Genomic DNA, 14,454 nt, shown 5'->3' with positions numbered 1-14,454 from the left:
CCCGTCCGCCGGCCCCCGCCCCCAGGCCCCTCACACCCGCCCCGCCCGGCGCTCCGTGGCCAGCAGCCACAGCAGATAGCCGCCGCCGAGGACGCCGGTGAGGACGCCCACCGGCAGTTGGTCGGCGCCGAAGAGGCGTTGGGAGGCCCAGTCGGCGGCGACCAGGAGCACGGCGCCCATGAGGGCGGCCAGCACCAGGTTGGGGCCGGGCATGGGAGCGCCGCCCCCGCCCTTGCGCCATCGCGGGAGGTTCAGCCGACGAGCCAGCTGGGGTGCGGTGAGCGCGACGAAGGAGATCGGCCCGGCGGCCGCGGTGCCGGCGGCGACGAGCACAACGGCCGCCGGCAGCACGACGATACGGACCCGGTCGACCCGTACGCCGAGGGCATACGCGGCGTCGTCGCCCATCTCCAGCATGCGCAGCGACCGCCCGTGGAACAGCAGCAGCGGCACGAGGACGGCGCAGACGGCGGCCAGTGGCAGGACCTGGTCCCAGTCACGGCCGTTGAGGGAACCGGTCATCCAGGTGGTGGCCCGGGTCGCCTCGACGATGTTCGCCTTGGTCATGAGGAAGAGCACCACCGCGTAGAGCATGGCGCTCGCTCCGATGCCGACGAGTACGAAGCGGTAGCCGTGGATGCCGCGCTTCCAGGCGAGCAGGAAGATGGCGATGCCGGTTCCCACTCCACCGGCCACCGCTCCGGCGGCGACCCCGAAGGCATCGGCCTGGAAGTAGACGATGGCGACCAGGGCGCCGACGGACGAGCCCTGGGCGAAGCCGAGGACGTCCGGGCTGCCGAGCGGATTGCGGGAGACGGTCTGGAAGACCGCCCCGGAGATCCCGAACGCGGCGCCGACCAGCAGCCCCACCACCACCCGTGGCAGCCGCAGTTCCTGGACGATGTACTGCTGTCCGGGGTCCCCGCCGCCGGTCAGCGCGGCGAGCACCTCGGCCGGGGTCATCGGGTAGTCGCCGGAGCCGATCAGGGCGACGGCCGCGGCCAGCGCGACGGCCAGCAGCAGCAGTCCGGCCACCGTGGCGCGCAGGTCCAGGCGCAGCGAGAGGCCCCCCTTGGTGCGCAGCGCCCGCACCCGCCGGACCGCCGTCGCCGGGGCCTTCCCGGCCTGAGGCCCCGCGCTCTCCCCGGACTTCACTGTCACGCTCACAGCTGGGCCATCCTCCGACGTCGTACGAGATAGATGAAGACCGGGCCGCCGAGGACGGCCGTGACGATGCCGACCTGGAGTTCGCCGGGCCGGGCCACGACCCGGCCGAGGACATCGGCGCCGAGCAGCAGGACCGGTGAGAGCACCGCGGAGTACGGCAGGATCCAGCGCATATCGGGCCCGGTGACAGCCCGTACGGCATGCGGAACCATCAGGCCCACATAGACGATCGGGCCGCAGGCGGCGGTCGCCCCGCCGCACAGCAGGGTGACGGCGAGCATCGCCAGCACCCGGGTGCGGGTCAGCCGGGTGCCCAGCGCCCGCGCCTGGTCGTCACCGAGCGCGATGGCGTTCAGCGGCCGGGCCATCAGCAGCGCGAGGACGCCGCCCACCGCCAGGAACGGCGCGATCCCGGTGACCGTCGGCAGGGTGGCCGAGGCCAGCGAACCCACCGTCCAGAAGCGCATCTTGTCCAGCGCCGCGGTGTCCATCAGGTTGACGGCGTTGATGTAGCCGACGAGGACGGCGGTCAGCGCGGTACCGGCCAGCGCGAGCCGTACGGGCGTGCCGCCGCGGGTGCCGCCGAGGACGTACACCGCGACATTGACCACCGCGGCGCCGGCGAACGCGAACCACACATAGCCGGTCAGTGAGGTGATGCCGAAGAAGCTGATGGCGGAGACGACCGCCGCCGAGGCCCCGGCGTTGATGCCCAGAACTCCCGGGTCCGCCAGGGGATTGCGGGTCAGCGCCTGCATGACCGTGCCGGCCAGGCCGAGCGCGGCGCCGACGATCAGGCCGAGCAGGGTGCGCGGCAGCCGGACATCGCGGATGACCACGTCGGTGTCGGTGCCGGAGTAGTGGAACACCCCGTGCCACACCTGGCCGAGGGGGATCTGTTTGGCGCCGACGGCGATACCGAGGACGACGAGGACGGCGAGGACGGCCACGGAGACCAGAAGTCCCGTGGGGCGCAGGAGAGGGCGCCGCCGGGGCGTCACGGGGTCCGGAGCCGTTGCCGCTTCGGGGGGACTGTCAACCAACACGTAGTTAGGTTAGCCTACCCTCACATTCGACTTGCAGTCCCTCCCAGAGAGAAGTGCACCCACCATGAGCACCTCCCGGAACGTCCCGCTGTCCCGTCGCGGCATCCTGGCCGCGGGGGGCTCCGTCGGTATCGGCGCTCTGCTGACCGCGTGCGGCGGAGACAAAGGCCCGGCAGGCGCCAACGAGGGCGGCAAGTCCGGCCCTTGGTCCTTCACCGACGACCGTAAGCAGAAGGTCTCCCTGAAGAACACCCCGCAGCGTATCGTCGCGTTCACCGGCACCGCGGCCGCGCTGCACGACTTCGGGATCGACGACCGGATCGTCGGCGTCTTCGGCCCCACCAAGCTCAAGAACGGCAAGCCCGACCCGCAGGCCGGCGACCTGGACATCGACAAGGTCACCATCATCGGCAACGCCTACAACCAGTTCAATGTCGAGAAGTACGCGTCGCTTCGCCCCGATCTGCTGGTCACGAACATGTATGAGCCGGGCGCGCTGTGGTTCGTGCCGGACGACAGCAAGGACAAGATCACCCCGCTGGCGAAGACCCTCGCCATCACTTCGGCGCGGGTCCCGCTCGTGAAGATCATCGAGCGCTACGCCGAACTGGCGAAGTCGCTCGGCGCCGACCTCCGGGCACAGCAGGTCACCGACGCCAAGGCCCGCTTCGAGCAGGCCTCCGAGCGGCTGCGCAAGGCCGCCAAGGCCCACCCGGTCAAGGTGCTCGCCTGCTCCGGCAGCCCGGACCTCTTCTACGCCTCCAACCCCGGCATCAACGCCGACCTCATGTACTACAAGTCCCTCGGCGTCGATCTGATCGTCCCCGACCACCTGGACAAGAGCGGCTACTTCGAGAGCCTGAGCTGGGAAAACGCCGACAAGTACCAGGCGGATCTGCTCCTGCTGGACAACCGGACCGCCACCCTCCAGCCCAAGGACCTGAACTCCAAGCCCTCCTGGGCCAAGCTGCCCGCCGTCAAGGCCGGCCAGATCACCCCGTGGTCGAGCGAACCGCGCTTCTCCTACGCGGGCGCCGCCCCGCTCATCGAGTCGATCGCCAAGGCCATCGAGGTCGCCAAGAAGGTCAACTGACGTACGGCCGCGGTGGATCGCGGACACCGGCCGGGGCCGCACCCGGCCGCCACGGTCCACCGCGGCACCCGCACACCCGGAAGCCACCGCACCACCAGACCGGAAGTCCCCGCCCCGTCCCGGGAGGTCCCCCACATGACCACGACCGCCGCCCCCGCCACCGCACCGTTCCGCTTCTTCGATGTGCACGTCGTACGGACCCGACGGGTGAGCCCCTCCGTCGTGCGGGTCACCTTCGGCGGCGAACGGCTGGCCGAGCTGGCCTCCGGCGGTCGTGACCAGCGCTTCAAGCTCTTCCTCCCGCAGCCCCACCAGGACCGTCCGGTCTTCGACGACACCGGCGACGGCTGGTACACCGCCTGGCGGGCCCAGGACCCGGCCGAGCGGGCGGTGATGCGCTCGTACACCATCCGCGAACAGCGCCATGAGCCACGGGAGTTCGATGTCGACTTCGCGCTGCACGGTGCCGGGCCGGAGGCGTCTCCCCTGGCCGGCGGGCCCGCCTCCCGCTGGGCCGCCCGCGCCCGGCCCGGCGACCGGCTGACCGTCCTCGCCCCGGCCGTCGAGGACAACGGCGGTGTGGACTTCCGGCCGCCGGCCGGCACCGACTGGATTCTGCTCACCGGCGACGAGACGGCGCTGCCCGCGATCGCCGGCATCCTGTCCTGGCTCTCCCCCGGCACCCACGCCAAGGCCTGGATCGAGATCGCGCACGAGGACGACCGGCAGCCGCTGCCGTCCTTCGCCGACACCGACATCACCTGGCTCGTCCGGGACGGGGCGGCCGCCGCGCGGCGCGAGCCGGTGCTCGACGCCCTGCGCGCCGCCGAGCTGCCCGAGGGCACGCCGTACGCCTGGATCGCCGGTGAGGCCGGCACCGTCAAGGCGGTGCGCCGGCACCTCGTCCGCGAGCGCGGTATCGACCGCAGGGCCGTCAAGTTCACCGGCTACTGGCGCCGTGGCGCTTCCGAGGAGGAGCTGCTCGCGGAGCTGACGGCCGGCGCCCCGGCGGACAGGGAGGACTGACCCCGGCGGACCGGGGCGCCGGGCCTCAGCTGCCGATCCGCGCCAGCGCCGGCCCCGTGTCCGCCCCATAACTGCCGTCCCCCGCAGCCGTCCAGGCCGCCGCGCACAGCGCCCGCAGCCCGTCGACCGGGGTGCCTTCGCCCTCCACCAGGAGCGCGTCCCCGTCCGCCACGGCCCGCCAGCCGCCGCACCGGAAGCCGTCGCCGTCCGCGGTCACCTCCGGCTGCGGGGCCAGCAGCCCGCGCAGATCCTCGTCCACGTAGGCGGGGCGGTGCTGCGGCGGGGCGGCCAGCAGCTCGGCGGGGGTGGTGACGCCGGTGAGCACCAGCAGCGAGTCGACCTCGCCGTTGCAGGCCCCCTCGATGTCGGTGTCGAGCCGGTCGCCGATCACCAGCGGCCGGCGCGCACCGGTCCGCAGCACCGTCTCCCGGTGCATCGGCGGCTGCGGCTTGCCCGCCACCTGCGGGGTCCCGCCCGCGGCGATCCGGACCACCTCCACCAACGCGCCGTTGCCGGGGGCGATCCCGCGCTCCTTGGGGATGGTCAGATCCGTGTTGGACGCGAACCACGGCACCCCGCGCTGCACCGCGTACGCGGCCTCCGCCAGCCGCTCCCAGCCCAGCGTGGGGTCGTAGCCCTGCACCACGGCCGCCGGGTCGTCGTCCGCCGAGCGCACCGGGACGAGCCCCCGCTCGCGCAGCGCCACCCACAGCCCCTCGCCGCCCACGGCCAGTACCCGCGCGCCCGCCGGCACCTGCTCGGAGATCAGCCGCGCCACCGCCTGCGCCGAGGTGATCACGTCGTCGGCACCGGTCGGCAGACCAAAACCGGACAGCTGGTCGGCGACGGCCTGCGGGGTCCGGGCGGCGTTGTTGGTCACATAGGCGAGGTGCATACCGCCCTTCCGTGCGCGCGTCAGCGACTCCACGGCGTGCTCGATGGCCTGTCCGCCGGCGTAGACCACCCCGTCCAGATCCAGCAGCGCGGTGTCATATGCCTCGCTCAGCGCGTGCCGGGACCCCTCGGGCCGCCTGCGAACCTGCTCGTCCATGCCGTCTCGCTCCTCGCTCCACGCATCGCACCAAGGGGCCGGCGGCCCGCCGGGCGTGCTCACCGCGCCGCCGGCCCGCCGTGCCCAGCGGCGCGCACACCGATATTTCCAGCCACGCACGGGCTGTCCCCCGATCTTCCCTCATCCCTCCGGCGGCATAGCATTCTTCAATGACCCGTACCGACGGCCTCCGCCTCCTCCCGTTCCGTGGACTGCGCTATGCCCCGGAGCGGGTCAGCAGCCTGACCGCTGTGATGTCGCCGCCCTACGACGTGGTGGTCCGGCCGGACGGCGTGCGCCACCTGGAGACCGCCGACCCGTACAACATCGTCCGGCTGATCCTCCCCCACGCCGCCGACCCCACCACCCGCCACCGCCAGGCGGCCGACACCCTGCACCGCTGGCGCAGCGAGGGCGTGCTGACGCAGGACGCCCAGCCCGCGCTGTACGTCTACGAGCAGCGCGCCGGTGCGATGCTCCAGCGCGGGCTGATCGGGGCGCTGCGCCTGGACGGTCCGGTGCTGCCGCACGAGGGCGTCATCCCCGAGGTGGTTGAGGACCGGGCCGCCCTGATGCGCGCGGCGGCGGCGAACTTCGAACCGCTGCTGCTCTCCTACCGCGGCGAGGGCACCGCGACCGGCGCCGCCGCGGTCATCGAGCGCGTGGTGGAGGGCGAACCGCTGCTCGCCACCACCACGGAGGACGGTTTCGCGCACCGCCTCTGGGCGGTCACCGAACCCGCCGACCTCTCCGCCGTCGACGAGGACCTCAGCCACCGGCGGGCCCTGATCGCCGACGGCCACCACCGCTGGGCGACCTACCAGCGGCTGTACGAGCAGCAGCCCGGCGCGGACGCCGGTTCGCCCTGGGCCTCCGGTCTGGTGCTGCTGGTGGACACCGCCCGCTATCCGCTCCAGGTCCGCGCGATCCACCGGGTACTGCCGCATCTGCCGCCCGCCAAGGCGCTGGCGGACCTGGCCGGCGCCTTCCGGGCCCGCGCCCTCCCCGGCGACCTGTCCGCCGCACTGGAGGCCCTGGAGGAGACCCCCGGCACCGCCTTCGTCCTGGCCGGCGGCCCGGACTCGTTCCACCTCCTGGACCGCCCCGATCCCGTCCTGCTGGAGCGGACGATCCGCCGGGACCGGCCCGAGGCCTGGCGTCGGCTGGACGCCACCGTGCTGCACTCCGTCCTGCTGGACGAGGTCTGGCACATCCCTGACCACCCGTCGGACATCGGCTATCTGCACCACACCGGTGCCGCCGTCGAGCAGGCCGCCCGGCACGGCGGTACGGCGGTGCTGATGCGCGCCACCTCCGAGGAGACGGTCCGTCAACTCGCCGAGTGCGGTGTGACGATGCCGCGGAAGTCCACCTCCTTCGGCCCCAAGCCCGCCACCGGCCTGGTCCTGCGCACCCTGGACGACCACGAGAACTGATCCTCCCCGGCGCCGGACGCCGCCACGGCACCCTCAACCCCGCCCACGACCTAGTTAGGTTAGGCTTACCTCACTACGTCGCCGGGCGGGGTTCTCCCTGCCCCTGCGCACACCTCACCCTGCGCAGGACGTGGTCAACTCCGCACCAGGGAGGACATCTTCATGAGTCTCCTCGCGCACTCCGCCGAGGACCCGGCCGGCCACCGGGCACATCTGCTCACCCACGGCACCGCCCGGCACTACCGGAGCGCGGTCACCGAGAGCGTCACCCGGATCAGCGCCAAAATAGCCGGTACCACCCGCCCGTTCACCGGCATCACCGTCGACGGCCTCACCCCGGCCGTCGCCGCGGTCGACCTCGACACCCCGCTGCACGACGCGGCCGCCGCGCTCGACGAACTCGAAGAGGTCTACCTCCGCGACGCCGTCTACTTCCACCACCCGCGCTACCTCGCGCACCTCAACTGCCCCGTGGTGATCCCCGCCCTCGTCGGCGAGGCCGTGCTCTCCGCCGTCAACTCCTCCCTGGACACCTGGGACCAGAGCGCGGGCGGCACGCTCATCGAGCGCCGGCTGATCGACTGGACGGCCGAGCGGATCGGCCTGGGCGAAGCGGCCGACGGCATCTTCACCAGCGGCGGCAGCCAGTCCAACCTCCAGGCCATGCTGCTCGCCCGCGACGAGGCCTGCCGCCGGGAGCTGAGCCGCGACGACTTGCCCGCTGGCGCCCGGCTCACCGACGTACTGCCCCGGCTGCGCATCCTCACCTCCGAGTGCAGCCACTTCAGCATCCGCAAGTCGGCCACCCTGCTCGGCATCGGCGCGGAGGCCGTCATCACCGTCCCCACCGACGGCGACAAGCGGATGCGCCCCGACGCACTGGCCGCCGAACTGGCCCGCTGCCGCCGCGACCGCCTGATCCCGATGGCCGTCGTCGCCACCGCCGGCACCACCGACTTCGGCTCCATCGACCCGCTCCCCGAGATCGCCGGGCTGTGCGCCGGATACGGCGCCTGGATGCACGTCGACGCCGCCTACGGCTGCGGACTGCTGGTCTCCCGCCGCCGCGCCCTGCTGTCCGGTATCGAACGCGCCGACTCGGTGACCGTCGACTACCACAAGTCCTTCTTCCAGCCGGTGAGTTCGAGCGCCGTCCTGGTCCGCGACCGGGCCACGCTGCGGCACGTCACCTACCACGCGGACTACCTCAACCCCCGCCGCATGGTGGAGCAGCGCATCCCCAACCAGGTCGACAAGTCGATCCAGACCACCCGCCGCTTCGACGCCCTCAAGCTCTGGCTCACCCTGCGCATCATGGGCGCCCAGGCCGTCGGGGACCTCTTCGACGAGGTCGTCGACCGGGCCGCGGAGGCCTGGAAGCTGCTGGACGACGACCCCCGCTTCGATGTCGTCGTCGAGCCCCGGCTGAGCACCCTGGTCTTCCGCTACGTCCCCACCACCGACCAGGACCCCGAACTCAGCGACCGGGTCAATCTGCACGCCCGGGAAGCCCTGTTCGCCTCCGGTGAGGCGATCGTCGCGAGCACCGTCGTCGACGGCCGGCACCACCTCAAGTTCACCCTGCTCAACCCGGAGACCACGCTCGAGGACATCGCCACCGTCCTCGATCTGATCGCCGAGCACGCCGGCAGCTTCCTCGCCGAGCAGCCCCGGCCGGCGCTCAGCGCGCGCTGACCTCCCCCACCGACCGTCCCCACCGGAGACCCCGTGCCCGCCCCTTACGACTTCCTGGCCATCGGCCTCGGCCCGTTCAACCTGGGCCTGGCCTGTCTGACCGAACCCATCGACGGACTCGACGGCCTGTTCCTGGACGACAAGGCCGCCTTCGACTGGCACCCCGGCATGATGCTGGACAGCAGCCACCTCCAGGTGCCGTTCCTGGCCGACCTGGTCACCCTCGCCGACCCCAGCTCCCCCTTCTCGTTCCTCAACTACCTCAAGGAATCGGGGCGGCTGTACTCGTTCTACATCCGCGAGAACTTCTATCCGCTGCGCGCCGAGTTCAACGACTACTGCCGCTGGGCGGCCGGCAAACTCGACTCCGTACGCTTCGGCCACCAGGTCACCACCGTCGAGTACGACGCACGGGACGAGCTCTATGCCGTCCACGCCGAGCAGCGGTCCACCGGTGAACGCCACACCTTCCGCGCCCGCCGGCTCGTCCTGGGCACCGGCACCCCGCCGTACGTCCCGGAGGCCTGCCGTGACCTGGGCGGCGACCTACTGCACAACGCCGACTACCTCGACGCCAAGGCGGCCCTCCAGGCCAAGGACAGCATCACCCTCATAGGCAGCGGCCAGAGCGCGGCCGAGATCTACTTCGACCTCCTCCAGGACATCGACAGCCACGGCTACCACCTGACCTGGGCCACCCGCTCCCCCCGCTTCTTCCCCCTCGAATACACCAAGCTCACGCTGGAGATGACCTCCCCGGAGTACGTGGACTACTTCCACGCCCTCCCGCCGGCCACCCGCGACCACCTCAACGCCACCCAGAAGCACCTGTACAAGGGCATCGACTCGGCGCTGATCAACGACATCTTCGACCTGCTCTACCAGAAGAACCTGGCCGGCCCGGTCCCCACCCGGCTCCTCACCAACACCGTCCTGCACGGCGCGAGTTACGACGGGACCTCCGGCACCTACACCCTCGGCCTGCGCCAGGAGGAACAGGGCAGCGACTTCACCCTCGACACCCAGGGCCTGGTCCTCGCCACCGGCTACCGCTACCGCGTACCGGACTTCCTCTCCCCCGTCCGCGACCGCATCGTCTGGGACGACTCCGGCCGCTACGACGTCGCCCGCAACTACAGCATCGACACCACCGGCCACGGCATCTTCGTGCAGAACGCCGAGCTGCACACCCACGGCTTCGTCACCCCCGACCTCGGCATGGCCGCCTACCGCAACGCATGCATCATCCGCGAGCTGCTCGGCCGCGAGTACTACCCGGTCGAAAAGGCCATCGCCTTCCAGGAGTTCGCCGCCCCGGCCGGTCCGCACCGCCCCATGGAGCTGCCGGCATGAGCGCCCCCGTCTTCACCCGCACCGACGCCGCACTCGGGGAGTTCTCACTCCGGCCGGTCGACCCGTCCGGCGACGCCGCACTGCTGCACCGCTGGGTCACCCACCCCAAGGCCGCCTTCTGGCTGATGCAGGACTGCGACGTCGCCGCCGTCGAGAAGGAGTTCGCGCGCATAGCCGCCGACCCCTTCCACGACGCCTTCCTCGGCCTGCACAACGGCACCCCGGCCTTCCTCATGGAGCGCTACGACCCCGCCCACCGCGAACTCGTCGGCGTCCACGCCGCCGCACCCGGCGATGTCGGGATGCACTTCCTGTCGGCGCCCACCGACACCCCCGTACACGGCTTCACCCTCGCCGTGATCACCACCGTCATGGAGATGCTCTTCGCCGACCCGGCCCACCACCGCGTCGTCGTCGAGCCCGACGCGCGCAACACCGCCGTGCACGCCCTCAACAAGGCCGTCGGCTTCGAGATCCTGCGCACCGTCTCGCTGCCCTCCAAAGACGCCTGCCTCAGCATCTGCACCCGCGACCAGTTCCTGGCCACCCGAGGAGACCACCGATGACCGCCCCCTCCGACGGCACCCCGCCCCTCTCCGCCCGGGACGCCGTCGCCCACCTCACCCCCGACCTGTGGGCCCGCGCCAACCGGCTGCTGATCCGCAAGGGCCTCGCCGAGTTCGCCCACGAACGGCTGCTCGCGCCCCAGCGCCTCCCCCAGGACGGCCACTACGCCGTACGCAGCGACGACGGCGCCACCGAGTACCGTTTCGCCGCCCGCAGACGCGCCCTGGACCACTGGCAGATCGACGCCGACAGCATCACCCGGCACCGCGACGGCGACGAACTCCCCCTGGACGCCCTGGCGTTCTTCATCGAACTCCAGGAGTCCCTGGGCCTCGGCGAGGCGATCCTCCCGGTCTACCTGGAGGAGATCAGCTCCACCCTCTCCGGCACCGCCTACAAACTCGCCGCCGGCCGGCCCGCCGCCGCCGAGCTCGCGAAGGCCGGCTTCCAGGCCATCGAGACCGGCATGACCGAGGGCCACCCCTGCTTCGTCGCCAACAACGGCCGGCTGGGCTTCGGCATCCACGAGTACCACGCCTACGCCCCGGAGACCGCGGCCCCGCTCCGGCTGATCTGGCTCGCCGCCCACCGCGACCACGCCACCTTCACCGCCGGCCGCGACCTCGACTACGACACCCTCATCCGCGACGAACTCCCCGACGGGACCCGCGCCCGCTTCGACGCCACCCTCACCACCCTCGGCCTCGACCCCGCCGACTACTACTTCTTCCCCACCCACCCCTGGCAGTGGTGGAACAAGCTCTCCGTCACCTTCGCCGCCGAGATCGCCCAGCAGCGCCTGGTGTGCCTGGGCCCCGGCGACGACGCCTACCTGGCCCAGCAGTCCATCCGCACCTTCTTCAACACCACCAGCCCCGCCAAGCACTACGTCAAAACGGCGCTCTCCGTCCTCAACATGGGCTTCATGCGCGGCCTGTCCGCGGCCTACATGGAGGCCACCCCGGCCATCAACGACTGGCTGGTCCGCCTCATCGCCGCCGATGACACCTTCCGGGCCGCCCGCTTCTCGATCATCCGTGAGCGCGCCGCCATCGGCTACCACCACCGCCAGTACGAGGCCGCCACCACCAAGGGCTCCCCGTACCGGAAGATGCTCGCCGCCCTGTGGCGCGAAAGCCCCGTCCCCACCCTGGAACCGGGCCAGCGCCTGGCCACCATGGCCGCTCTCCTGCACGTCGACCACGACGGCGGCTCTCTCGCCGCCGCCCTCATCGAGGAATCCGGCCTGGAGCCCGCCGTCTGGCTCCGCCGCTACCTGGACGCCTACCTCACGCCCGTGCTCCACGCCTTCTACGCCTACGACCTGGTCTTCATGCCGCACGGCGAGAACGCCATCCTGGTCATCGAGGACGGCGCCGTGGCCCGCGTGATCTTCAAGGACATCGCCGAGGAGATCGCCGTCATGGTCCCCCAAGGCCTTAAGGGCCAGGGAGGTGCCCCCATCGACGCGATCCTGCCGCCCGCCGTCGAACGCATCCGCGCCGACGTCCCCGAGGACAAGAAACTCCTGTCCGTCTTCACCGACGTCTTCGACTGCTTCTTCCGCTTCCTCAGCAGCACCCTCGACGACCACGGCATCCTCGACGAGGACACCTTCTGGCGCACGGTCGCCGCCTGCGTCACCGACTACCAGGCGACCGCCCCCCACCTCGCCGACAAGTTCGCACGCTACGACCTGTTCACCGAGGAGTTCGCGCTCTCCTGCCTGAACCGCCTCCAGCTGCGCAACAACCAGGAGATGGTCGACCTCCAGGACCCCGCGGGCGCCCTCCAGCTCATCGGCACCCTCCGCAACCCCATCGCCCCCTACGCACCGGCCTCCTGACCCTCCCCGACGCCGAAGGGCGGGACCCCACCACGGGGTCCCGCCCTTCGTCACTCCGCACGCCGGCGCACACCGACGGCCGGCTCAGTCCTCCGCGGAACCGGCCTCGTCCTGCGCCCCGCCGTCCTCGGACCCCTCCGGCTCGTCGTCCTCTTCCAGGGCGTCGGTGAACTCCACCCCGTCCAGCTCCGCGAGCCGGTCCGAGGCGTTCGTCGTGCCGCCCTGGTCGGCCTCCAGTGCCCTGGCGAACCAGTCACGCGCCTCGTCCTCGCGCCCGACCTCCAGCAGCGCGTCCGCGTACGCGTACCGCAGCCGAGCCGTCCACGGGTGCACCGCGCTCGACGCGAGCTCCGGGCTCTGCAGCGTCACCACCGCCGCGTCCGCCTGGCCCATGTCCCGCCGGGCACCCGCCGCGACCAGCCGCATCTCGACCTGGCCGGCCTTGTCGAGCTTCTGCACCTCGGGCTCACCGGCCATGGCCATCGCCTTCTCCGGACGCCCGAGACCACGCTCGCAGTCCGCCATGACGGGCCACAGCTCCACGCTGCCGGTCATCCGCCGCGCCGCCCGGAACTCCGCCAGCGCCTCGCTGTACTTGCCGACCGCGTACGCCGCGAAGCCCGCGGCCTCCCGCACCGCCGCGACCCGGGACGCCAGCCGCAGCGCCACCCGCGAGTAGCCGTACGCCTTCTCCGGCTCCTCGTCCAGCAGCTTCGCCACCATCACCAGGTTCTTGGCGACATCGTCGGCCAGCGTCTTCGGCAGGCTCAGCAGCTCCTGACGCACATCCTTGTCGATCTCGTCACCGGTGACGTCCTCCGGAATCGGCAGCCGCTTGATCGGCTCCCGGTCCCGGTCCCGCCGCTCGTCCCGACGGTCATCCCGCCCGCGACCACTTCCGTACGGCCGACGCCCCCCACGCTCGTCATCCCGCCGGAACCCGCCACGGTCATCCCGCCGCGGCCCACGGTCGTCCCGCCGGAACCCACCGCGCTCGCCACCGCGGTCATCGCGGCGGAACCCGCCACGGTCGTCCCGCCGGTCATCCCTACGGTCGCCGCCGCGGTATCCACCACGGTCGCCGCCGCGGTCATCGCGCCGGTCACCGCCACGGAACCCACCGCGGTCACCACCGGACGGCCGGTCATCACGCCGGAAACCACCACGCCGATCGTCATCCCGACGCGGCCCACGGTCATCCCGCCGGAACCCACCGCGGTCATCCCTGCGGTCCTCCCGCCGGTCATCGCGCCGGTCGCCACCGCGGAACCCGCCACGGTCGCCACCGCGGTCATCGCGCCGGTCATCGCGCCGGAAGCCGCCACGGTCGTCCCGCCGCTCGTCCCGCCGGTCGTCCCTGCGATCGCCGCCGCGGAACCCACCGCGGTCGCCACCCGAGGGCCGGTCATCACGCCGGAAACCACCACGGTCATCGCGCCGGTCACCGCCACGGAACCCACCGCGGTCACCACCGGACGGCCGGTCATCACGCCGGAAACCACCACGGTCCCCGCCATGGGAACGATCGTCCCGACGGAAGCCACCGCGCTCGCCGCCCCGGTCATCCCGCCGGTCATCGCGACGGTCGTCGCGACGGTCGCCACCGCGGTAACCGCCGGACGGCCGGTCATCACGCCGGAAACCACCACGCCGATCGTCATCCCGACGCGGCCCACGGTCATCCCGCCGGAACCCACCGCGGTCATCCCGCCGGTCGTCCCTACGGTCGCCGCCGCGGAACCCACCGCGGTCACCACCGGACGGCCTGTCATCACGCCGGAAACCACCACGGTCATCACGGTCCTCGCGCCGGAAACCGCCACGGTCGCCACCGCGGTAGCCACCGGACGGACGGTCGTCACGTCGGTAGCCTCCGCGGTCGCCGCCGCGCTGGTCACCGCGCGGGCCACGGTCATCACGCCGGAAACCACCGCGGTCACCGTCATCGCGCCGCTGCGGCCGGCGCTCCGAACGATCGTCGGAAGAGTTGGTGGACATCGACGTGACTCCTGTCTTCGGTACTGCATTCATTCTCACGCACCGACCAGTTCGGCGCGCTTCGGAAAAACAAAAAGGACCCTTGGTCCCAGCATGAACGCTGGGACCAAGGGTCCTGAAAGATTGTTCGGCGGCGTCCTACTCTCCCACAGGGTCCCCCCTGCAGTACCACCGGC

Annotated in this window: 12 protein-coding genes and 1 pseudogene; 8 read left to right on the top strand and 5 right to left on the bottom strand. The window is 71.8% G+C overall.

Translation table 11 applies throughout. The annotated features are described in order from the left end of the window. Positions 1–30: 30 nt before the first annotated feature. Both ACFW5B_RS31705 and ACFW5B_RS31700 read right to left on the bottom strand, forming a co-directional pair. On the bottom strand, positions 31–1,167 hold the full coding sequence (locus ACFW5B_RS31705) for a FecCD family ABC transporter permease (RefSeq protein ID WP_386447261.1): 1,137 nt from the start codon (positions 1,165–1,167) through the stop codon (positions 31–33). Beyond that, entirely contained in the window at positions 1,164–2,213 is a 1,050-nt protein-coding gene (locus ACFW5B_RS31700) for a FecCD family ABC transporter permease (protein WP_386447259.1), read from the bottom strand. The genes ACFW5B_RS31705 and ACFW5B_RS31700 overlap by 4 nt, the downstream gene beginning before the upstream one ends. 64 nt (positions 2,214–2,277) lie before the next feature. Between ACFW5B_RS31700 and ACFW5B_RS31695 the strand changes: the two genes are divergently transcribed. Then, positions 2,278–3,306: an ABC transporter substrate-binding protein gene (locus ACFW5B_RS31695; RefSeq protein WP_386447256.1), complete on the top strand. Its 1,029-nt coding sequence runs from the start codon at positions 2,278–2,280 to the stop codon at positions 3,304–3,306. 135 nt (positions 3,307–3,441) lie between these two features. After that, complete coding sequence (locus ACFW5B_RS31690; protein ID WP_386447253.1) at positions 3,442–4,332, top strand: siderophore-interacting protein; 891 nt, start codon at positions 3,442–3,444, stop codon at positions 4,330–4,332. Between the two features lie 25 nt (positions 4,333–4,357). Here ACFW5B_RS31690 and ACFW5B_RS31685 read toward each other — a convergent pair whose 3' ends face one another. Further along, the gene (locus tag ACFW5B_RS31685) at positions 4,358–5,383 is read right to left on the bottom strand and encodes an HAD-IIA family hydrolase (protein ID WP_386447250.1); all 1,026 of its coding nucleotides are present in this window, start codon (positions 5,381–5,383) and stop codon (positions 4,358–4,360) included. A gap of 170 nt (positions 5,384–5,553) precedes the next feature. On the opposite strand from ACFW5B_RS31685, the gene ACFW5B_RS31680 reads away from it, so the two are divergent. The 5 genes from ACFW5B_RS31680 to ACFW5B_RS31660 all read left to right on the top strand — a co-directional run bounded on the left by ACFW5B_RS31680 (position 5,554) and on the right by ACFW5B_RS31660 (position 12,280). Further along, complete coding sequence (locus ACFW5B_RS31680) at positions 5,554–6,819, top strand: DUF1015 family protein (RefSeq protein WP_386447247.1); 1,266 nt, start codon at positions 5,554–5,556, stop codon at positions 6,817–6,819. A 162-nt stretch (positions 6,820–6,981) separates the two neighbouring features. Then, positions 6,982–8,514, top strand: coding sequence for a pyridoxal phosphate-dependent decarboxylase family protein (locus ACFW5B_RS31675; protein ID WP_386447244.1), 1,533 nt, complete (start codon positions 6,982–6,984; stop codon positions 8,512–8,514). A 33-nt stretch (positions 8,515–8,547) separates the two neighbouring features. After that, positions 8,548–9,867 carry a lysine N(6)-hydroxylase/L-ornithine N(5)-oxygenase family protein gene (locus ACFW5B_RS31670; RefSeq protein WP_386447241.1) on the top strand — a complete coding sequence of 440 codons (1,320 nt, stop codon included), beginning with the start codon at positions 8,548–8,550 and terminating at the stop codon, positions 9,865–9,867. Further along, entirely contained in the window at positions 9,864–10,433 is a 570-nt protein-coding gene (locus tag ACFW5B_RS31665; protein WP_386447238.1) for a GNAT family N-acetyltransferase, read from the top strand. Before ACFW5B_RS31670 ends, ACFW5B_RS31665 begins: the two co-directional genes overlap by 4 nt. Next, complete coding sequence (locus tag ACFW5B_RS31660) at positions 10,430–12,280, top strand: IucA/IucC family protein (protein ID WP_386447235.1); 1,851 nt, start codon at positions 10,430–10,432, stop codon at positions 12,278–12,280. Before ACFW5B_RS31665 ends, ACFW5B_RS31660 begins: the two co-directional genes overlap by 4 nt. 84 nt (positions 12,281–12,364) lie before the next feature. On the opposite strand, the gene ACFW5B_RS31655 is transcribed toward ACFW5B_RS31660, so the two are convergent. Together ACFW5B_RS31655 and ACFW5B_RS31650 are read right to left on the bottom strand one after the other, a co-directional pair. Further along, entirely contained in the window at positions 12,365–13,111 is a 747-nt protein-coding gene (locus ACFW5B_RS31655; RefSeq protein WP_386447316.1) for a hypothetical protein, read from the bottom strand. Then, entirely contained in the window at positions 13,048–13,797 is a 750-nt protein-coding gene (locus ACFW5B_RS31650; protein ID WP_386447326.1) for a hypothetical protein, read from the bottom strand. Before ACFW5B_RS31650 ends, ACFW5B_RS31655 begins: the two co-directional genes overlap by 64 nt. On the opposite strand from ACFW5B_RS31650, the pseudogene ACFW5B_RS31645 reads away from it, so the two are divergent. Then, positions 13,796–14,454, top strand: a pseudogene (locus tag ACFW5B_RS31645) (hypothetical protein); the annotation flags it as partial. The gene ACFW5B_RS31650 and the pseudogene ACFW5B_RS31645 sit on opposite strands and share 2 nt — an antisense overlap.

This window comes from Streptomyces sp. NPDC058773, assembly GCF_042746015.1.
Classification (GTDB): Bacteria; Actinomycetota; Actinomycetes; order Streptomycetales; family Streptomycetaceae; genus Streptomyces.
Note: the sequence above shows the minus strand (reverse complement) of the source record. Positions and strands in the feature narration are given on the sequence as shown.